Consider the following 20,464-nt stretch of genomic DNA (forward strand, 5'->3'; position numbering starts at 1 on the left):
CGACGTTCACGGCTTCACCTCCTCGCCGGGATGATGGCCGGTGCCGGCCGGCGTTCCGTCCTCCTCCGTCATGCCCTCGACATAGGCATGGTCGTGATGGGGCAGGTCACCCGTGAACCAGAAGGTCCAGGCGACCTGGAGGAAGCGGAAGCACATCAGGTAGGAGCCGAGCGGCACGCACAGATAGACGAGCCACATCGGCACTTCGAGGTCGGCCGAGACCTGCTGGGTGTGGGCCATCTCCCACACGAACGTGGCGCCCAGCGTGCCGACGATGCCGGTGAACAGCGCGCCGCACATCAGCGCGAACAGCACCACCTTGCGCCGCCGCTCGGGCGACAGCCGGTTGACCAGCACGTCGACGCCGACATGCACGCCGGTGCGCACGCCATAGGCGGCACCGAACTTGGCCATCCACACGAACATGTAGATGCACAGTTCCTGCGCCCAGGTGAGGTTGATGCTGCGCAGCCACATGAAGCCGGCGCGCCCGACATCGGTCAGCCAGCCGATGTCGTGGGCGCGGCCGTAATTGAACACGGACGCGATGCCGCCCAGGCTGTAGCGATGGGCGACGGCGACGAAGATGACGATGGTGGCCGCGGCCATCAGCGTCGCGATCAGCGTCTCTTCAAGCCGGTCGAGCAGTCTCAGCATCACGCAGGCGTCCTCGGCAGGTGTCCTCGGCAGGTTGGTTGGGCCGGTCGGTTCGGCCGGCCGGCTCGTGGGCCGTGCCGGCGCATCGTTGCAGAGGCCGCCGGCCGCGCTGACGGTCCGCCGCCGATCGCCGCAAGTCCCGCTCGTGTGCGGTTTCCGGAAGATCGGCGCGGCGGGCCACTTCCCTCTCCCCTTGCGGGAGAGGGTGCCGAGCGATCGTCAGATCGCGAGGCGGGTGAGGGGTAAATCTTCCAGCGTTCACCCGTACATACCCCTCACCCGGCTCGACCTCGCATTCGCTCGGTCTCGCCACCCTCACCCGCAAGGGGAGAGGGAGGATCGCCGCTCCCGGTCGACGGCCCTTCCGGGCCGATATCACCCGGAAACCACCGGAGCGCGTCGCCCCAACCCACGGCTGGCCGGAAGCGAAACGGCCCGGCGAGAACGCCGGGCCGCCGGGATGAAGCCTCACGGGACGAGGCCGGTTTCCTTCTGCGTGCGGGCGATGAGATCGGCGCCGATGCGGCTCGCCATCTCCTCGTGCACCGGCAGCAGCGCCTTGATCCACGCCTCCTTCTCCTTGGGCGTGAGCTCGTGGAAGACCGTCTTGCCGGCCGCCTTCATCGCCGCCAGCGAACCGTCGTTCTCCTGCTGGGCGATCGAGTTGGCGTACTCGGTGGCTTCCGCCATCGCCTTCTCCAGGCCTTCGCGGACCTCGGGCTTGAGCCCGTCCCAGAACGCCTTGTTGGCGATCACCGCATAGCCGAGATAGCCGTGATTGGAGAGCGTGGCGTTCGACTGCACCTCGTGCATCTTCTGCGTATACATGTTGGAGGGCGGGTTCTCGGTGCCGTCGACCACGCCGGTCTGCAGCGCCTGATAGACTTCCGAGAACGCCATCACCTGCGGCACCGCGCCCAGCGCCTTCATCTGCGCCTCCAGCACCTTGGAGGACTGGATGCGCATCTTGAGGCCGAGGAAGTCGTCCGGCGTCTTGAGCGGCCGGTTGGCGCTCATCACCTTGAAGCCGTTGTCCCAATAGGCGAGCCCGACGATGCCCTTGGGTTCGAGCTTGGCCAGCAGTTCCTTGCCGATCGGGCCGTTGGTGATCTTCCGCAGCGCGTCCTTGTCGGGGAAGATGAGAGGTAGGTCGAACACCTCGAACTCGCGCACGCCGAGCGGGCCGAACTTGGCCAGCGAGGGCGCCAGCATCTGCACCGCCCCAAGCTGCAGCGCCTCCAGCTCCTCCTTGTCCTTGTAGAGCTGGGAGTTGGGATAGACCTCAACCTTGACCGCGCCGTCGGTGTATTTCTCCGCCAAGTCCCGGAAACGCTCCGCGCCTTTGCCCTTCGGGGTGTCCGGCGCCACCACGTGGCTGAACTTGATGACGATCGGCTGTTCGGCGCTTGCCGACTGCGGCGACAACGCAAGAATTACCGCAGCGGCAGCGAATGCCGCAGCGCCAAGTAATGCTGCCGCGCGAGGCGCGAGCCTTGTATTTTTCATGAGCGGTTCCTCGTAGCAGGACTGGTTGGCCCAGCAACCAACTAGTCAGGAACGGAAGGCATTCGCCATTAGGGATTTCCGTATCCGCCTCTTGAAATGAACCTCCGGCCACCATCTTGCGCAGGGCCGGAGGGGCGGAGGATTTCCGGCCCTCCGGGCGTGCCGCCAAGCCTGCCTGTGGCCACCCCCGTGTGAGCGGCGGACGCCGCCGCACCGGCGCGGCCCAACCGTTTCGACCCGGACGTTTCCGCTGCAGCGTCCAAGCCCGCTCGACTGAAGATGTGGCGAAATCGCCGAAACGCCGCCTCACGCCGATGATGCCGGCAGCACGGACGCAGCATATTTAATCAAACATGAATCGAAAGCCTCATAATATACAGCAGCAAATTTACCTCACGAAACCCTAACATATATTAATCAGTGATTGTTTCAAAGTATAGCGCTAGCTTCTTGCCGAGATGATGCTTCAACACTGACGGCCGGCACGGGAAGGACCGGCGCCCCGGCACCAGCCCCTGGCTGACCGGAGAGGCGCCGCCGGACACCGCCGATTGTGGCGAAAAATAGGCATGGCCAAAAGTAAGTATGGCGCAAAAATGGCATGGAACAAATTCCCGGCTCGTGCGTCAATTCAGCAACACGTCGAACCCATCCGCGTGCCAGCGCGACAGAGTGCTGAGCCCGGACGGGACATAGCGGAAAAGCGCGACGGGGCATTGGGACAGCGAGGCAGGACGATGGCGAGCAGGACGATGACCGGAAACCTGATTTCGAGCTCGAAGGACACGGATCTGCGCATCGGCGTGGTGGCGGCACTCGGGCTCGGCATCGTCGTCACGCTCGCCGCGATCCTGGCCCACGCGCCGCAGATGACGACCGAAACCCGTGCGACGATCACCCTGTCGGCCAGCGCGCCCGAGATCGCGCGGCCGGCCCCGAAGGTCATCGTGCAGCATCAGGAGGCGACCGATCACCTCATCCGGTGAGCGCGCCGGCCGACCGCACCCTCCGATTTCGTATAACCTCCCCTCTAGCCCCTCCCGCCCCTGCGTGAGGGGCTTCTTTTTTCGTCCGCCGCCCGCCCACGCGATGGGGACACGCCGCAAGCTTGGCCGCCGACGCCAGCGGCCGAGCGGCGCCGCGGGCGCACATCCCGCCCCATCAGAAGGAGCGCCAACGGCAAATCCCTCGCCGGGGAGGCCGGCAAGGGAGCGCTGATCCGTGTCAGGGAGGTTGCAGGCGGACGTCCGGCCTGCGGGGGCCGGAACTCCGATCATGCCAACGGCAGCGACAGCCCGGCCGTCGATATCAGGCGTGGCGCAACTGGGCGCCGATGCGGTCGAGCTCGACCTGCTCGCGCGCCGCCTCGACGAGGCGCTCGCGTTCCTGGTCGCGTTCTTCCAGGATCTCGACCTTCTTCAGCTCCTCGAACGCCTCGCCCAATTGCGCGCGGGCGTCGTCGAGCTGGGCACGCAACTCATCGGCCGACCGGCGCAGATTGTCGCGCCGCGTCATCGCCGCCTTGGCGTAGGTCGGATAGGCGAAATGGCCGGGATCGTCGATGCCGGCGCGGTCCTGCTCGGTCAGGATCTCGCGGTCGAGATCGGTGGCCATCCGCTCGAAATCGGCGATCATGGACTCGATCTGAACCACATGCCGGCGACGTTCGTCGACCTGGAAGCGTTTCAATCGGATGAGCGTTTCACGCGACTTCATGGACTCGACACTGAAATGCGGCAGATCGCCTTCGAGATCGGGACAACGGCAGGATGCGGTCGAACGCCCTGACCATAGGGTCGAGGCGTTGAACTTTGGTTACCAGGAAACCGCCGATGCAAAATCCGGCCGCAGGCGCGGCTTCGCCTTGGCTTGCGGCAGACCCGCAATCGGGCTTCAGGGGTCGGAGCGTCGAAGCGCGCCCACAACAATGTCCTGCCAAAACAACAGCATAAGGCAGGCTGGCTTGCCGAGGATCCCAAGGTGATCTCCGGTAAACCTTAAGATCGATCTGCGATAGCCGGCGGCCCCGCCAGCAACCTACCGTTACGTTATTTCGATCCCGGCGTGGCCGTGCCGACGATCTCGGCCAGGCGGCGATAGCCCTCGGCGAGCGAGGTCGAATCGTCCTTGGCCTGGGCCAAAAACGCCTCCAGCGCCGGATTGAGACCGATCGCCTCATCCACCTCGGCGCTGGCGCCGGCCCGGTAGGCGCCGAGCCGGATCAGCTCCTCCATGTCGGCATGGGTGGCCAGCAGCCTCTTGGCGCGCTGCACGGCCGGCCAGTGGGCGGGGTCGCAGGCGCGCGGCATGGTCCGCGACACCGACTTCAATATATTGATCGCCGGATAGCGCCCGCGCTCGGCGATCGAGCGCTCCATCACGATATGGCCGTCGAGAATGCCGCGCACCGCGTCGGCCACCGGCTCGTTGTGGTCGTCACCGTCGACCAGCACCGAGAAGATGCCGGTGATGGTGCCCTCGCCGACGCCGGGGCCGGCGCGCTCCAGCAGCCGCGGCAGCTCGGTGAACACGGTGGGGGTATAGCCCTTGGCGGTCGGCGGCTCGCCGGTGGACAGCCCGATCTCGCGCTGCGCCATGGCGAAGCGGGTGACCGAATCCATCATGCACAGCACGTCCGCGCCCTGGTCGCGGAAATATTCGGCGATCGCCAGCGTGAGATAGGCCGCCTGCCGGCGCATCAGCGCCGGCTCGTCGGAGGTGGCGACCACCACCACGGCGCGCTTCAAGCCCTCCTCGCCGAGGTCGTCCTCCAGGAACTCCTTGACCTCGCGGCCGCGCTCGCCGACCAGCCCGATCACCGACACGTCGGCCACGGTGTTCTTGGCCAGCATCGACAGCAGCACCGACTTGCCGACGCCCGAGCCGGCGAAGATGCCCATGCGCTGGCCGCGGCAGCAGGTGAGGAACGTGTTCAGCGCCCGCACCCCGAGATCGAGCGGCGCGCCGACCCGGCGCCGGGCGTGGGCGGAGGGCGGCGCATTGCGGAACGGATAGGGCTCGGCGCCCGGCGGCAGCGGCCCCTTGCCGTCGACCGGCTCGCCCATGGCGTTGACGACCCGGCCGAGCCAGCCGGCCGAGGGCCGCACGCTCGGCACCACCGGCGAGACGATGGCCCGGCAGCCGCGCCGCACGCCCTCGAGGTCCGAGAACGGCATCAGCAGCGCCCGGCCGGCGACGAAGCCGACCACCTCGCAGGGAATCGAGCGCCCCGGCGCGGTCTCCACCGAGATGCGCGCGCCGATCGGCATCGAGTTCACCGGCCCCGCCACCTCGACCAGCAGGCCGCGCACGGTGGCGACGCGGCCGAAAATCTCGACGGCACCGACCTCGGCGATCTGCTCGGCAAGCGCCTTCATGCCCGTGTTCCCTTGATTGGCCGCATTTCCGTGGATCGCCGCAAACCCGCCCCCGGAGTAAACGATTTGTTTACCCGCCTCGTTAATCATTGATCCGGTTCGGGGAGACGATCGGCAGCCGCAGCCAAAGGTCTCAACGGGCAAGCCATTTATCCGGAATTCCTCCGGCGATGCATGAACAGGGTGCGGTTGCGAAACGCGGTCGATGGACGAATCTTAGCGTGATTCGTAAGGAGTCGTGCAGGGGCCTATTGCCCCAGCGAATCAGACTTTGTTAACCATCGTTCGTTAGGATCGAATCGATTGTTCCGAACCGAGTTCGTGTGACGAGCGGCTGGGGTCCGGGTCGCCGCTTTTTGGCGGGAAGGGGATACTTATGCGTGTCCTGCTGATTGAGGACGACAGCGCGACCGCGCAGAGCATCGAATTGATGCTCAAGTCGGAGAGCTTCAACGTCTATACGACCGACCTCGGTGAGGAAGGCGTGGACCTTGGCAAGCTCTACGACTACGACATCATTCTGCTCGACCTCAATTTGCCGGACATGTCCGGTTATGAGGTGCTGCGCACCCTGCGCGTCTCCAAGGTGAAGACGCCGATCCTGATCCTCTCCGGCCTCGCCGGCATCGAGGACAAGGTCAAGGGCCTCGGCTTCGGCGCCGACGACTACCTCACCAAGCCGTTCCACAAGGACGAGCTGATCGCGCGCATCCACGCCATCGTGCGCCGGTCGAAGGGTCACGCCCAGTCGGTCATCGCCACCGGCGATCTCATCGTCAATCTCGATACCAAGACCGTCGAGGTGCACGGCGCCCGCGTCCACCTCACCGGCAAGGAGTACCAGATGCTGGAGCTCCTCAGCCTGCGCAAGGGCACGACGCTGACCAAGGAGATGTTCCTCAACCATCTCTATGGCGGCATGGACGAGCCGGAGCTGAAGATCATCGACGTCTTCATCTGCAAGCTGCGCAAGAAGCTGGCCAACGCCTCCAACGGCAAGAACTACATCGAGACCGTGTGGGGCCGCGGCTACGTGCTGCGCGAGCCGTCCGACAACGACGAACGCATTCCAGCCTGAGACCCTCTTCCGCAAGCCCCCGTCCTGGCCCCGCTCGCGCGGGGCCTTTTGTTCGTGCGGCGGGAAATCGGTCGCGGCAGGAAAAACTTGGCGGCAGGAAAAACTTGGCGGCAGGAAAAACTTGGCGGCAGGAAAAACTTGGCGGCAGGCGGGATGATCGGGTGTCGGGATCGCCGGGACAAGCCCGGCGACGACGGGGGCCGTTCCCGCCAGGCCGCCTGGACCCGCAGGCTCCCATCCACGCAGGATGGCCTTATGCCGACCGCATGAGGCGGTTTCCGGCCCGCAGGGCCGGAGAACCGAACGCCGTTCGCCGAAAAATCCCTTCCTGAGCGCGGATTTTTCGGTGAAATCGTTTCCCGCGTCTCGAAGGGATCACCTGCAGGCCGTATGAGACGGCCGACGGCGTCGCTCACGAGCGACGACCGGGGGCCGGACCGCCTTCGACAGGAGCGGGCGATGCGCATCATTGTACTCACCGGGGCTGGCGTCTCAGCCGAGAGCGGCCTCGGCACCTTCCGCGACAAGGCCGGGACGGGCATCTGGGCCAAGTTCGACCCCATGAAGCTCGCAACGCCCGAAGCCTTTGCCGCCGATCCCGCCTACGTGCACGCCTTCTACAATGCGCGCCGCCGCAACCTGATCGAGGCGACGCCGAACGCGGCCCACCTCGCCTTGGCGCGCCTCGAAGAGGGGCTGTCCGCGCGCGGGGCCGAGCTCTTGCTCGTGACCCAGAACATCGACGACCTGCACGAGCGCGCCGGATCGAAGCGCGTCCTCCACATGCACGGCGAGCTGCTGAAGGCGCGCTGCGCGCGGTGTGGGGCGGTGGCGGACTGGTGTGCCGACCTCGGCGTCGAGACCCCCTGCCCGGCCTGCGCCAGCGAAGGCGAGATGCGCCCGCACGTGGTCTGGTTCGGCGAGATGCCGCTCGGCATGGACCGGATCGAGGCGGGGCTGATGTCGGCCGATCTGTTCGTGGCCATCGGCACCTCGGGCTCGGTCTACCCGGCGGCGGGCTTCGTGTTCGAGGCCAGGGCGGCCGGCATCCGCACCTGCGAGATCAACCTGGAGCCGTCCGACAACGCGCACCTGTTCGACGAGCGGCGCTACGGCCCGGCGAGCGAGGCGGTGCCGGCCTGGGTCGCACAGCTGCTCGCAGGCGCGTGATGCGGTTTCCGGCCGATCCAGCCGGGAAACCGTATTCCGATCGCAAGAATAGCCCGTTTCCGAACAAGGGATTTTCGGCGAGACCGTTTCCGGTATCCCAAGGGGATCAACCGGAGCCGTGTCACGCACGCGCGCCGGCAGCCGCAGCCAGCCGCGGCATGCCGATCGAGCCGAGGCCCGGCTTGCCGCTGGTGTTGGGCTGATAGAGGCCGCGCTTGTCCGGCACCGGCACGAAGGCGTCGGTGAGGCCCACCACCGTCTCGGCGGCGCCGAGCACCAGGAAGCCTTCCGGCACGGTGAGCTTGGCGATGCGCTTCAGCACGTCGATCTTGGTGTCCTGGTCGAAATAGATCAGCACGTTGCGGCAGAACACGATGTCGAACGTGCCGAGCGACGAGAAATCGGTGAGCAGGTTGAGCGGCCGGTACTGCACCATCGCCCGGATCTCGGGCTTGATCTGCCAGATGTCGCCGGACTGGTCGAAATACTTCACCAGCATCTGGATCGGCAGGCCGCGCTGCACCTCGAACTGGCTGTAGACGCCGGCCCTGGCCTTCTCCAGCACCTCGTTCGACAGGTCCGTGCCGATGATCTCGACCCGCCAGCCGACCAGCTTGTCGGCGGCCTCCTTGAGCAGGATGGCCAGCGAATAGGGCTCCTGGCCGGTGGAGGCGGCCGCACACCAGATGCGCAGCCGCCGCTCCTTGGCGCGCAGCGCCATCGCCTTGGGCAGCATGGTGTCGCGGAAGTGGTCGAACGGCACCTTGTCGCGGAAGAAGAACGACTCGTTGGTGGTCATCGCCTCGGTGACCTCGACGGCGAGCCGCTCGGCGCCCGGCGCCTTCAGCTTGGCGACGAGATCGGAGATCGCGGCGAGCCCGGCCTTGCGCGCCACCGGCAGGAGCCGGCTTTCGATCAGATACTGCTTGTCGTTGGAGAGCAGCAGCCCGGAGCGCTCCTTGAGGAATTTGCGCAGATACTCGTAATCGAGCGGCGTCACAGGCGATCTCCCGATGCGAGGCGGATGATGCGCGGGGCGATGTCGGCGAGCGGCAGCACCGCCGAACACACCCCGGAATGAGCGGTGGCGCCGGGCATGCCCCAGACGACGCTGGTCGCCTCGTCCTGGGCAATGACCGCCCCGCCATGCGAGACGACGTCGCCGGCGCCGTGGGCGCCGTCGGAGCCCATGCCGGTGAGCACGACCGCGAGCAGGCCCGCGCCATAGGCGTCGGCGGCCGAGGCGAACAGCGGATCCACCGCCGGCTTGCAGTAGTTCACCGGCGGCCCGTCCTCGAGCCCGATCACCGGCACGTTGTTGACGCGCTTGATCACCATGTGCCGGCCGCCCGGCGCGACATAGATGGTGCCGGCGGTGATCGGCTCGCCGTCGATGCCCTCGTGCGCCGTCCGGCCGCTGGCGCGGCCGAGATGCTCGGCGAGAATGGTGGTGAAGGTCGGCGGCATGTGCTGGGTGATGATGATCGGAAAGCGCGCGGCGATCGGCGCCAGCCCCTTCAGCACCACCTGCAGCGCCTGCGGCCCGCCGGTCGACGAGCCGATGACGATGACGCGCGGCGGGGTCGGCGGAAACGGCCGGATCCGGATGTCGGCGGGCAGCGGCCCGAGGCGCGCCGCGAGCGGCGGCGCCACCGGCCGGCCGGGCACTGGTGCCCCTGCCGGCGCCGGGCGCACGGCGGTGCGGCGGCGGCGCGCGCCGAGGCTCTTGATCTTGTCGACCAGCTCGCGCCGGAAGGTCGTCGAGGTGGTGACGTCGCGATTGGTCTCGGGCTTGGGGATGTAGTCGGCGGCGCCGAGCGACAGCGCCTTGAGCGAGATCTCGGCGTTGCGGCGCGTCAGCGTCGACGCCATGATGACGATGAGGTCGCGCTTCTTCTCAAGCAGCAGCGGCAGCGTCGAGATGCCGTCGAGCTCGGGCATCTCGATGTCCAGCACCACCACGTCCGGCTCATAGCGGCTGAACTGGTCGACCGCCTCGCGGCCGTTGCGCAGCGAGGCGACGACCTCGACGCCCGTCTCCTCGGCCAGCCACCGCGACACGAGACCGCGCACGACGACGGCGTCGTCGACGATCATCACGCGGATCGGCTGGTCGGTGGAGGTGATGATCGGAGCGGTGGCAGTCATCTTCGGCACGCGTCGCAAAGGGGAATGGGTCGGGGCCTGCGCGTCGCACGCGCGGCCCGTGCCGGATCGGCGCGGTTCAGATCAAGCCCACTTCCTGGAACTTGGCCTCGACGATCTCCTTGTCGAACGGCTTCATGATGTATTCGTTGGCGCCGGCATGCAGCGCGCGGGCGATGTGGGCGACGTCGTTCTCGGTGGTGCAGAACACCACCTTCGGCGAGGCGCCGCCCGGCATGGCGCGCAGGTGCTTGAGGAACTCGTAGCCGTCCATCACCGGCATGTTCCAGTCGAGCAGCACGGCGTCGGGCATCTGCCGGCGGCAGGCATCCAGCGCCTTCTCGCCGTCCTCGGCCTCGTTCACCGCGAACTTGAAGCCCTCGATGATGCGGCGCGCCACCTTCCGGATGACGCTCGAATCGTCGACCACCAGGCACGTCTTCATGTCATCCACTCCGTTCAGGCCGCGAGGGCGTCAATGCCGTTGTCGAGCACCCGGTCGACATCGAGGATCACCATCAACTGGCCGTCGAGGCGGTGCACGCCGGCCGACACCCGTGCCCAGCGCGGATCGAGATTGGCCGGGTTGGCCTCGTGCGTCGCCTCCGACACCTTCAGCACCTCGCCGACCTGGTCGATCAAGAGGCCGTAGCTTTCGCCCTTGTGCTCGATGCCGACCGCCATGTTGGTCCTGCCGTCGTCGCGGGCGGGGAGCCCGAGCCGCACCCGCATGTCGATGGCGGTGACGATGCGGCCGCGCAGATTGAGCACGCCGGCGAGTTCCGGCGCCGCCAGCGGCACGCGCGTCAGCCGGTCGGGCATGAACACGTCGTGCACGCGCTCGATGGGCAGCCCGAACAGTTGCCCGCCGATCAGCACGGTGACGAATTCCGTGGTGTCCTGGCTCATTGCCGTGGTCATGGTGGTTCCCTCGCCGCTCACGCCGCCTTCTCCCACTCGACCGTGCATTCCTTGAGCGCGGCGATCAGGCCCTGGCGGTCGAACTTGGCGATGTGATCGTCGAAGCCGACGCTGCGGCCGCGCTCGATGGAGGCCGGCGTCGCCACCGACGACAGCGCGATCATCGGCATGTGCCGGGTGCGCGGATCGCCCTTGACCTGCTCGGCCAGCTCGAAGCCGTCCATGCCCGGCATCTCGACGTCGGCGACGACGATGTCGAAGCGCGGATCCTGCTTCAGCGTCGCCAGCGCCGCCTCGCCGTCGGTGCAGGCCACCACCTCGTAGCCCGCCGCCCGCAGCACCGGCGTCAGCATGTTGCGGAAGAACGGCGAGTCGTCGACGAACAGCAGCTTCGGCGACGGGCCGCCGACGCGGATCGACTTGCGCGACAGCCAGTCCTCGAACGCCATCGGCAGGTAATGGCCGATGTCGATGACCTCGGTCGCCTGGCCCTTGATCACCGCCGAGCCCAGCACGCCCGGCTGCTCGCTCGCCACCTCGATGTTGAGGCGATCCTCGACGATGTCGACGATCTCGTCGACGACGAGGCCCATCGAGCGGCCAGCCTCGGAGAACACCAGCATTGGCTGGGTTCCCTCCGAGCGCACCGTGACGTGCGGATTGACGGTGACCAGCGGCATCAGGCTGCCGCGATACTGCACCAGCCAGCGGCCGTTGGAGCGCTCGATCTTGGCGGCGTCGATCTCCTCAAGGCGGGTGACCAGCGACAGCGGCACCGCCTTGGGCTCGGGCGAGCCGGCGCGGAACACCAGGAGCGACATGGTCTGGCCGGCGGCCTGCGCGTGCGCCGCCTCGGCGTCGTCCTCCTCGGCGCGGTGCGCCTCGGTGCCGGCGCCGAACGCCGCGGCGATGCCGTTCGGATCGATGATCATGATCACCGAGCCGTCGCCGAGGATGGTGTTGCCGGAGAACATCGAGATGTGGCGCAGCTTCGAGGACATCGGCTTGACGACGATTTCCTCGGTGTGGAACACGCCGTCGACCACGATGCCGAAGGTCTGGTTGCCGACCTGCGTCACCACGATGAAGCCGGTCTCCTCGTCGAGCTTCTGGCCGCCGTCGATCTTCAGCAGCCGCTTCAGGTGCACGAGCGGCAGGAGCTTGTTGCGCAGGCGGAGCACCGGGGTGTCCTTGATGCGCTCGATGCGGTGCTCCGAATTGGTCTGCGCCCGCACCAGCTCGACCACCGCGAGCTGCGGGATGGCGAAGCGGTCGCCGCTGGCCTCGACGATCAGCGCCGAGACGATGGCCAGCGTCAGCGGGATCTTGATGGTGACGGTGGTGCCTTCGCCATAGACCGACTTGAGGTCGATGGTGCCGCCGATCTGGTCGATATTGGTGCGCACCACGTCCATGCCGACGCCGCGCCCCGACACCGAGGTCACCTTGGCGGCGGTGGAGAAGCCCGGCGCGAAGATGAACTTCTGGATCTGGTTTTCCGACAGCTTCTCGGCGTCGGCCTCGCTGACCAGGCCGTTGGCGATCGCCTTGGCCTTGATCTTCTCGGTGTTGAGGCCGCGTCCGTCGTCGGCGATCTCGATGATGATGTGGCCGCCCTCGTGGAAGGCCGACAGGCGGATGGTGCCGGTCTCCGACTTGCCGTTGGCGCGCCGTTCCTCCGGACCTTCGAGCCCGTGGTCCGCCGAGTTGCGCACCATGTGGGTGAGCGGATCCTTGATCAGGTCGAGCACCTGCCGGTCGAGCTCGGTCTCCGCGCCCACCGATTCCAGCTCGATCGACTTGCCAAGCTCGTTGGCGAGGTCGCGCACGATGCGCGGCAGCTTCTGCCACGCATTGCCGATCGGCTGCATGCGCGTCTTCATGACGCCTTCCTGCAGCTCGGCGGTGACGTTGGACAGCCGCTGCAGCGGCACCTTGAATTCCGAATCCTCGTGGCGGCGGACGATCTCCAGGAGCTGGTTGCGGGTCAGCACCAGCTCCGACACCATGGTCATCAGGTGTTCGAGCGTCTCGACATTGACGCGGATCGACTGGTTCTTGACCATCGACTCCGGCGCCTTGTCGTCGTCCTCGGCCTTGGGGACAGCCTTCTTGGCGTCGGATTTCTTGGCGTCGGGTTTCTTGGCGTCGGATTTCTTGGCCTCCGCCTTCTTCGCCTCAGGCTTCTTGGCTTCCGGCGCTTTCGCCTCGGGTGCCTGTGCCTCGACCACCTCGGCCACCTCGATCTCGGCCGCTTCGAGGTCCATCGCAGCCTGGGCCGGCATGGTCGCGGGCTCCGGCTCCGGCAGCTCGACGGAGGTCTCGCGGAACGCCCGCTCCAGCTCGTCGAGCGACACCTCGCCCGGCCGCAGCGGCCGCTCCAACGTCTGCTCGGCCAGCAGTCCGGCGGCCGTCTCGTCGTCCGGCTGCTCGGGCTTGCTGTCGTCCTCCGGCGCGGTCGGCGGCGCGGCGATCTCGGCGGCGCCGTGGAGCGCCATCTGTTCGAGCTTGCCGATCAGATCCTCGTCGGAGCCGGCGGGCTCCTCCTGCTGGCGCTCCAGCCCGTCCAGCACCAGCTTCAGCCGGTCGATGGTGGACAGGATCAGCGTCACCGCCTCGCCGGTCACCGGCATGCCGTCCCGGAACTTGCCCATCAGGGTCTCGGCGGCGTGCGCCAAAGCCTCCAGCCGTGGCAGCCCGAGAAAGCCGCAGGTTCCCTTGATGGTGTGAACAAGGCGGAAGATATTGTCGAGGATCTTCTTGTCGTTCGGGTCCTGCTCGAACCGGACAAGCTGAACGTCGACCGTATCCAAGCTCTCGTTGGTTTCGGTCAGGAATTCGCGAAGTAGATCGTCCATGAGGGGCACGCCTCGGTCGCACATGGCGGACTGAACCGGACGATCGCCCGGATCATTCAGGCAGTGTCGGAGACATGCGTTAAAATTGACTGAAATGAATCGGCGGGAACCATTGCCCGGCCGGTAAGGTAGACAATCCGTTTACGGTCTACGTTCTCACAAACCAGGATTGTACTAAAATTGACGCTCGCGCACGCACAGCGCGCACCCCGCCCCCCGAAACGGTTACCGGAATCGCCGCGCCGCCGCGTAACGGCGGCAGGCCGGCGTCAGGCGCTGGCGACGTTGAACGCCACGCCGCCCTGCTCCAGGGCCACCGTCACGCTCAGGCCGGCGGCGCGGGCGAGAAGCCCGGTATAGAAGGGCTGGATCAGGGTGCCGTCGATGTGGCCGTTGGCAGGATGGCCGGCCAGCAGTTCGCGGATGCCGGCGGGCACGCGCGGATTGGTGCCCTCGGCCACCACCCGGAACCCGTCGCCTTCGCTGCGGACCAGGATGACGCCGCCGCGCGGGATCGTGTTGCCCGCCAGCACCACCAGATTCAGCAGAAGCTTCACCCGGTTCTTCGGCATCAGCCGCCGCGGCACGTCCCAGGTCAGCTTGGTGCGCTCGTCGTCGAGCACGCCGCGGGCGACCGTCTCGGCATCGCCGGTATCGACCTCGGCGCCGGCCGAGCCGGCGGCACCGAACGCCAGCCGGCAGAACTGCAGGCGGGCCGAGGCCTGCCGCGCGCTCTTGCGGATGAGGTTGAGGGCGAACGAGCGCATGTCCTCGTCCTGGTTGTTCTCGTCGAGAACCTCCAGGCCATTGACGATCGCCCCGACCGGGCTGATGACATCATGGCAGACGCGGCTCGCGACCAGGGCCGCGAGATCGAGGCCATCGAGGGCGAACACCTCGGTTCTCGAAGACCCCTCGGTTCTCGAAGACCCCTCGGACCTCGAAGACCCCTCGGACCTCGAAGAAACGTCCGACATCGAAGAATCGGACGATTGAGCCTCGGACTTGAAAGCGTCGGACATCGGAGCGTTGGACATGGGAGCCTTCCGGTGGCCGGGGAAAGAGCCGCGATTCGCCGATTATGCGGCACGGTTCGGATACACCGGCAAGCCCCCGTGTGCCAAGACTGACGGCATGATTGGGCAACATGATTGAATCGAACGGCGATTGCCGCGTCCGCGACCTCGACCTGCTCGCCGCCTTGGGCGCCCTCGCCGTCGAGGCGGGCCGCCGAATCGAGGCGGTGTGCGCCACCGGCATCTCGGCCCACCTGAAGGCGGACGGCAGCCCCGTCACCGAGGCCGACCGGGCCTCGGAGGCGATCCTGCTCGCCGGCCTGGACGCGCTCTGCCCCGGCGTCCCGGTGGCCTCCGAGGAGGCCGTGGCGGCCGGGATCGTGCCGGCGGCCGCCGACCGGCTGTTCCTGGTCGATCCGCTGGACGGCACCAAGGAATTCCTGGCCGGCAATGGCGAATACGCCGTCAACATCGCCCTGATCGAGCGCGGCCGGCCCGTCCTCGGCGTGGTGCATGCGCCGGTGGGCGGCGACACCTGGCTCGGCCTGGTCGGCGCCGGCGCCTGGCGGGCCGCCGCGGCGCCGGACGGGCTCGTGCCGCGCTCAGCCTGGCAGCCGGTCCACTGCCGGCCGCGCCCGGCGGTGCCGACCGTGGCGCTGAGCCGCACCCATCTCGACCCGGAGACCGAGCAGGCGGTGGCGGCGCTGGGGCCGACGACCCGCCTTCAGCTCGGCTCGGCGCTGAAATTCGCCGTCGTCGCCGAGGGCCGGGCCGATCTCTATCTGCGGCTGGGGATGGTTCGCGAATGGGACATCGCCGCGGGCCACGCCCTGCTCATCGCCGCCGGCGGCACGGTGACGGCGGCGGACGGCTCGCCCCTCATCTATGGCAAGGCCGCGGACGGCTTCGCCGTCACCGGCTTCCGGGCCACGGGCGCGCCGTGATCCGGCTTTCCGCCTGACCGGAGCGGCTTCTTTCTTCCCTCTCCCCTTGCGGGAGAGGGTGGCGAGGCCGAGCAGCGCGAGGCTGAGCCGGGTGAGGGGTGCATATGGCGAATGCTGGAAGATTCACCCCTCACCCGCCTCGCGATCTTTGATCGCTCGGCACCCTCTCCCGCAAGGGGAGAGGGAAGAGCGGGCAGCGGTCTTCCGCCCACGATTCCAGGCCGATCGCCCGAAAGACCCTCTCAGCGCGACAGCGTCTTGCTGGCCTCGCTCCAGCCGGATTCGGCGGCCCGGAACGCGTTGCCCGGATCGGTAAAGAACCGCTCGCGGCTGGCTTCGTTGCGGAACAGCAGCAGCCGGCCGGACCAGACCGCGAACACTTCGGGATTGCCGGGCACCGCCGCCTTGCGGGCCACCGCCGACGGGTCATGGCCGCCGAACGCCGGCATGTAGTCGTCGGGCGCCTCCTGGAAGGCGGCGAGATTGCCGGCATTGACGAAGCGCCAGACGACATTCGCATGCGAAAGCTCGAACTTGGCGCTGCCCTGCCGGGCCGCGCCCTCAAGGTGGTAGGCCACCGGGTCGTAGCCCCACAGCGCCAGCCCCGAATGGCGGTCGGCCACCACCCGCTCGTTGGTGGCCGCCGCGGCCGATCCGAGCAGCGCAAAGGCGATCAGGAGCGCTGGCCACGCGGGGCGCCAGCGGCGCAGCGCCCGCCACCGCGACTGCCCAGTACACGCCATACTCATGTCCAATACTTTGCCTTCGCTGTGGCGAATCGCGCCGGCTGCGGCGCAAACGGTTTTCGCCGAGGTCGCGTACCAGACCGAGTATAGGAACGGGCGGTGAGCGCCGCGTTAATCCTTCATCCCGTCCAACCGGAGCACGACTGATGATCCGCCTTCGGATTCTGCTGTTCGCCCTCCTTGCGGTTCTTGCCGGCGCCCCGTTCGCTCCCGGTCAGGCGCAAGGGCACGACCAGGCCCCGCCGCCGCAAAGCCGCGTCGGCCAGTTCAAGCCCGACGAGCTGGTCCAGGCCGGCCACAGCTTCTTCGGCAGCATCTCGCGCGGGCTGGCGCTGGCGATCCAGGACGTGGTGGCCAAATGGGGCCTGCCGAACGGCTACATCCTCGGCCAGGAGGGCACCGGCGCCTTCGCGGTCGGCCTGCGCTACGGCGAGGGCACGCTCTACACCAAGAATGCCGGCGACATGCCAGTGTTCTGGCAGGGCCCCTCGCTCGGCTTCGACTTCGGCGGCGACGGCGCCCGCACCATGATGCTGGTCTACAACATGCGCCAGGTAACCGACATCTTCCAGCGCTTCCCCGGCATCGCCGGCTCCGCCTATCTGGTCGCCGGCTTCGGCATCACCGCGCTCACCGCCGACGGCATGACGGTGGTGCCGATCCGCTCGGGCGTCGGCCTGCGGCTCGGCGCCAATGTCGGCTATCTGAAGTTCACGCAGCGGCCGACCTGGAACCCGTTCTGACCTGGGTTCCGGCACGCCGCGACCGCCTGCCCCGACCGTCTGCCGGATTCTGAAGGATCCTGCGGGATCCTGCGGGATCCTCCGGAAGCCGCAAGGGCGGCTTCCCCTTGGTCCGCCAACGCATCTTTGTGCCGCGGCGGGGTCTGCTTTCGCTGGCAGCCGCCTTGCCGCCATGGCATGAAGGCAGCGAAACCGCTGCCCTCCGGGACGGAGCCCGGGACCGCGTTCCGGGAGCGTGTCCCGGCCGGGATTCCTCGTCTTCGGCCGGGGGCGTGCGGCGCTTCTCAAGGCCGGGAGCGGGGCGCTGAGCGCCGGCTCCCGCGGAAAGGTCGCACATGATCGAAATGATCATGTACTTCGCACTCGGCTTCCTCCTGGCCATGGCGCTCGCGCTCACCGCGATGCCGGCGGTGTGGACGCGCGCCGTCCGCCTGACCCGCCGGCGGATCGAAAGCCTCGTTCCGGTCTCGCTGGCCGAGATCCAGGCCGACAAGGACCAGCTCCGCGCCGAGTATGCGGTGGCCATCCGGCGGGTGGAGATCGAGGCCGAGGCGCTGCGGCAGAAGACCGCCGAGCAACTGGCCGAGATCGGCCGCAAGACCGAGACGATCCTCGCCCTCAGGGCCGACCTCGCCGACAGGGACGCCGGCCTTGAGGCGCTGGGCTCGCAGGATCGGGCCTTGGCCGACCATCTGGCCGCGGTGCAGCAGGAGCTGGCCGCCCGCACCCAGACGCTCGAACAGGTCTCCGCTTTGCTGTCGGACCGCGAGGCCTCGCTCGCCGGCCTGCAGCGCCTCGTCGACGAAACCGCGAGCCTGTCGCACGACCAGAAGGCCGAGATCGCCACGCTCACCGCCCAGGCGGCCAGCCTGCGCCAGCGCCTGGCGGCGCGGGAGCAGGAGCTGGAGCAGTTCATCGACGAGCGCGGCCGCGCCGCGCGCATGGCCGTCCGCCTCGCCGATCTCGAAAACCGGCTGGCCAGCTACGTCCGCGAGCGCGACATGCTGCTGAAGCGCATCGCCGTGCTCGAAGGCGAGATCGAGCGCGGCCCTGCCGCGCTGACCGCCGCCATGGCCACCCTCAAGGCCGACAATGGCGCGCTGGAGGGCACCCTCGCCCAGGCCCGCGAGGAAATCGCCCGGCTGCGGCACGACCTCGCAGAGGCCAGGCGGCAGGCCGAAGGCACCGGCGCGGCCGAGCGCAGCGAGAACGCGCTGCTGCGCGAGCGCATCAGCGACGTCGCCGCCGAGATCGCCCGCCTCACCGCCCAGATCGAGGGCCCCAGCTCGCCGATCCCGGCGCTGATCGCCGAGCCCGCGCGGCTGAATGGCGCAGCCCCGGCCCCGGACGCGCCCGCGGCCCCCGCCTCGCTCGCCGAGCGCATCCGCACCCTTCAGGCGCGCACCGCCAACCCCTGACGCTCAGGCCCCGCACGCCCGCGGCCGGTTCAGACCGAAGACCGCATCACGGCGCCCGGCTGCGGACGAAGGCCAGGAGCTCGGCGATCTCCTTGCGGGTGAGGTCGAGCGTCGGCATCGGCGGGTGCGGCGAGGTGATGGCGGCGGCGAAGCTCGCCTCCGTCCAGGGCTTGGCCCCGATCGAGCGGAAGGTCGGCACCCCGTCATTGCCCTGCAACTGCTGGGCATCGACCAGATGGCAGCCCGAGCACCAGCGCTCGGCCAGCACCCGGCCGGCCGCCGCATCGGCGCTCTCGGCCGCCGCCGGCTGCCCCCCGACCCCCAGCGCAAGCCACGCGATCGAAAGTCCGAGGGCGATGCCGGTTCCAGAAAGCCGCATGATGCACCTGCTTCGGTTGTGTCGATGGCGCAAGGCCTGACCGGGAGCAGTGTTGCAGAGCGCGCCGATGCCGGCCATCGGAAATTTCGCCCCGCCCCGGCCGCGCCCTGCACCGCGCCCGTCTAGTCGCGCGGCCGCATGTCGAGCACGCGCTTGGCCTTGCCGATCGAGCGCTCGATGGAGTTGGGATCGACCACATTGACCCGGACGGTGACGCCGACGATCGCCTTGACGTGGTGCGTCAGCTCCTTGGCCTGGACGGCGCGCACGGCCGCGTCGGCGGCTTCCGGCCGGGCCTCGACCAGCACGCTCATGGTGTCGAGGCGGCCTTCGCGGCCGAGCTCGATGACGTAGTGCGGCGCCAGCCCGGAGCATTTAAGGATCTGCTCCTCGATCTGGCTCGGGAACACGTTGACGCCGCGCAGGATGATCATGTCGTCGGAGCGGCCCGACACCTTCTCCATCCGCCGCATCGAGCGCGCCGTGCCGGGCAGAAGCCGGCTGAGGTCGCGCGTGCGGTAGCGGATGATCGGCATCGCCTCCTTGGTCAGCGAGGTGAACACCAGCTCGCCGAACGCGCCGTCCGGCAGCACCGCCCCGGTCACCGGGTCGATGATCTCGGGATAGAAGTGGTCTTCCCAGACGTGCAGGCCGTCCTTGGTCTCGACGCACTCATTGGCGACGCCCGGCCCGATCACCTCCGACAGGCCGTAGACGTCGATGGCGTGCATGTCGAACGCCGCCTCGATCTCGTGGCGCATGGCGTTGGTCCACGGCTCGGCGCCGAACATGCCGACCTTCAGGCTGCAGGTGCGGGCGTCGACCTTGATGCGGCGGAACTCGTCGAGCAGCGCCAGCATGTAGGACGGCGTCACCATGATGACGTCGGGCTGGAAGTCGCGCATCAGCTGGACCTGACGCTCCGTCATGCCGCCGGACACCGGGATGACGGTGCAGCCCAGCCGCTCCGCGCCGTAATGGGCGCCGAGCCCGCCGGTGAACAGGCCGTAGCCATAGGAGACGTGCACCTTCATGCCCGGCCGGGCGCCGGCCGCGCGCATCGAGCGGGCCATCACGTCGGCCCACATGTCGATGTCGGCCTTGGAATAGCCGACCACGGTCGGCCGGCCGGTGGTGCCGGAGGAGGCGTGGACGCGGATCACCTGCGACTGCGGCACGGCGAACATGCCGAAGGGGTAGGTGTCGCGCAGGTCCTGCTTGGTGGTGAAAGGGAACTTGCCGAGATCGGCCAGGGTCTTCACCTCGTCCGGATGGACGCCGGCGGCGGCGAACTTGGCACGGTAATGCGGGACGTTCTCATAGGCGTGGCGCAGCGTCCATTTCAGGCGCTCGAGCTGCAGCGCGGTCAGTTCGTCGCGCGAGGCGGTTTCGATCGGCTCGAGGTCGCCCGGGCGCGGTGAGAGGTCCAACATCGTGCTTTCCTTCCTCAGGCTTGGGCGGTCCGGACACGCGAACGCCACGTTCGGGGGCAGGCAATAGCGCCCC

General features: G+C 68.0%; 19 protein-coding genes. 6 read left to right on the top strand and 13 right to left on the bottom strand.

The genetic code is table 11. The features are described 5' to 3' along the window. Window positions 1–6 precede the first annotated feature (6 nt). Both F1193_RS06440 and F1193_RS06445 read right to left on the bottom strand, forming a co-directional pair. The gene (locus F1193_RS06440; protein ID WP_150096853.1) at window positions 7–657 is read right to left on the bottom strand and encodes a TRAP transporter small permease; all 651 of its coding nucleotides are present in this window, start codon (window positions 655–657) and stop codon (window positions 7–9) included. Between the two features lie 468 nt (window positions 658–1,125). Further along, entirely contained in the window at window positions 1,126–2,163 is a 1,038-nt protein-coding gene (locus tag F1193_RS06445) for a TRAP transporter substrate-binding protein (protein WP_150096854.1), read from the bottom strand. Between the two features lie 569 nt (window positions 2,164–2,732). Between F1193_RS06445 and F1193_RS06450 the strand changes: the two genes are divergently transcribed. Beyond that, on the top strand, window positions 2,733–3,149 hold the full coding sequence (locus tag F1193_RS06450; RefSeq protein ID WP_150096855.1) for a hypothetical protein: 417 nt from the start codon (window positions 2,733–2,735) through the stop codon (window positions 3,147–3,149). A 322-nt stretch (window positions 3,150–3,471) separates the two neighbouring features. On the opposite strand, the gene fliJ is transcribed toward F1193_RS06450, so the two are convergent. Together fliJ and fliI are read right to left on the bottom strand one after the other, a co-directional pair. After that, window positions 3,472–3,879: a flagellar export protein FliJ gene (fliJ, locus tag F1193_RS06455; RefSeq protein WP_150096856.1), complete on the bottom strand. Its 408-nt coding sequence runs from the start codon at window positions 3,877–3,879 to the stop codon at window positions 3,472–3,474. Window positions 3,880–4,211: 332 nt separating this feature from the next. After that, window positions 4,212–5,540, bottom strand: a complete 1,329-nt coding sequence (fliI, locus tag F1193_RS06460) for a flagellar protein export ATPase FliI (protein WP_150096857.1) — start codon at window positions 5,538–5,540, stop codon at window positions 4,212–4,214. 376 nt (window positions 5,541–5,916) lie between these two features. Between fliI and ctrA the strand changes: the two genes are divergently transcribed. Together ctrA and F1193_RS06470 are read left to right on the top strand one after the other, a co-directional pair. Then, window positions 5,917–6,618, top strand: a complete 702-nt coding sequence (ctrA, locus tag F1193_RS06465) for a response regulator transcription factor CtrA (RefSeq protein ID WP_150096858.1) — start codon at window positions 5,917–5,919, stop codon at window positions 6,616–6,618. Window positions 6,619–7,077: 459 nt separating this feature from the next. Beyond that, a complete protein-coding gene (locus F1193_RS06470) occupies window positions 7,078–7,788 on the top strand; it encodes an NAD-dependent deacylase (RefSeq protein WP_150096859.1) in 711 nt (236 codons plus the stop codon). 121 nt (window positions 7,789–7,909) lie between these two features. Here the strand turns inward: F1193_RS06470 and F1193_RS06475 are convergent, their stop codons facing one another. From F1193_RS06475 to chpT, 6 genes are all read right to left on the bottom strand, one after another. Further along, window positions 7,910–8,788 carry a CheR family methyltransferase gene (locus F1193_RS06475; RefSeq protein WP_150096860.1) on the bottom strand — a complete coding sequence of 293 codons (879 nt, stop codon included), beginning with the start codon at window positions 8,786–8,788 and terminating at the stop codon, window positions 7,910–7,912. Then, on the bottom strand, window positions 8,785–9,936 hold the full coding sequence (locus tag F1193_RS06480; protein ID WP_246164170.1) for a protein-glutamate methylesterase/protein-glutamine glutaminase: 1,152 nt from the start codon (window positions 9,934–9,936) through the stop codon (window positions 8,785–8,787). The genes F1193_RS06475 and F1193_RS06480 overlap by 4 nt, the downstream gene beginning before the upstream one ends. Before the next feature lie 76 nt (window positions 9,937–10,012). Continuing rightward, a complete protein-coding gene (locus tag F1193_RS06485; protein ID WP_150096861.1) occupies window positions 10,013–10,378 on the bottom strand; it encodes a response regulator in 366 nt (121 codons plus the stop codon). A gap of 14 nt (window positions 10,379–10,392) precedes the next feature. Continuing rightward, entirely contained in the window at window positions 10,393–10,854 is a 462-nt protein-coding gene (locus F1193_RS06490) for a chemotaxis protein CheW (protein ID WP_150096921.1), read from the bottom strand. Between the two features lie 17 nt (window positions 10,855–10,871). Beyond that, complete coding sequence (locus tag F1193_RS06495) at window positions 10,872–13,712, bottom strand: hybrid sensor histidine kinase/response regulator (protein ID WP_150096862.1); 2,841 nt, start codon at window positions 13,710–13,712, stop codon at window positions 10,872–10,874. A gap of 269 nt (window positions 13,713–13,981) precedes the next feature. Then, complete coding sequence (chpT, locus tag F1193_RS06500) at window positions 13,982–14,608, bottom strand: histidine phosphotransferase ChpT (RefSeq protein ID WP_246164171.1); 627 nt, start codon at window positions 14,606–14,608, stop codon at window positions 13,982–13,984. A gap of 251 nt (window positions 14,609–14,859) precedes the next feature. Here chpT and cysQ point away from each other — a divergent pair, with 251 nt between their 5' ends. After that, entirely contained in the window at window positions 14,860–15,672 is an 813-nt protein-coding gene (cysQ, locus tag F1193_RS06505; protein WP_150096864.1) for a 3'(2'),5'-bisphosphate nucleotidase CysQ, read from the top strand. A gap of 242 nt (window positions 15,673–15,914) precedes the next feature. Here cysQ and F1193_RS06510 read toward each other — a convergent pair whose 3' ends face one another. Then, window positions 15,915–16,415 (bottom strand): YHS domain-containing (seleno)protein, encoded by a 501-nt coding sequence (locus F1193_RS06510; protein ID WP_150096865.1) that lies wholly within the window; start codon window positions 16,413–16,415, stop codon window positions 15,915–15,917. A gap of 149 nt (window positions 16,416–16,564) precedes the next feature. On the opposite strand from F1193_RS06510, the gene F1193_RS06515 reads away from it, so the two are divergent. Continuing rightward, window positions 16,565–17,161, top strand: coding sequence for a DUF1134 domain-containing protein (locus F1193_RS06515; protein ID WP_150096866.1), 597 nt, complete (start codon window positions 16,565–16,567; stop codon window positions 17,159–17,161). 335 nt (window positions 17,162–17,496) lie between these two features. Next, window positions 17,497–18,579 carry a coiled-coil domain-containing protein gene (locus F1193_RS06520; protein ID WP_150096867.1) on the top strand — a complete coding sequence of 361 codons (1,083 nt, stop codon included), beginning with the start codon at window positions 17,497–17,499 and terminating at the stop codon, window positions 18,577–18,579. A gap of 46 nt (window positions 18,580–18,625) precedes the next feature. On the opposite strand, the gene F1193_RS06525 is transcribed toward F1193_RS06520, so the two are convergent. Together F1193_RS06525 and paaK are read right to left on the bottom strand one after the other, a co-directional pair. After that, entirely contained in the window at window positions 18,626–18,958 is a 333-nt protein-coding gene (locus F1193_RS06525; protein ID WP_150096868.1) for a c-type cytochrome, read from the bottom strand. 122 nt (window positions 18,959–19,080) lie between these two features. Beyond that, window positions 19,081–20,391 carry a phenylacetate--CoA ligase PaaK gene (paaK, locus tag F1193_RS06530; RefSeq protein ID WP_150096869.1) on the bottom strand — a complete coding sequence of 437 codons (1,311 nt, stop codon included), beginning with the start codon at window positions 20,389–20,391 and terminating at the stop codon, window positions 19,081–19,083. Window positions 20,392–20,464 lie beyond the last annotated feature (73 nt).

Origin of the sequence: Blastochloris sulfoviridis, assembly GCF_008630065.1 — a bacterium.
Lineage (GTDB): Bacteria > Pseudomonadota > Alphaproteobacteria > Rhizobiales > Xanthobacteraceae > Blastochloris > Blastochloris sulfoviridis.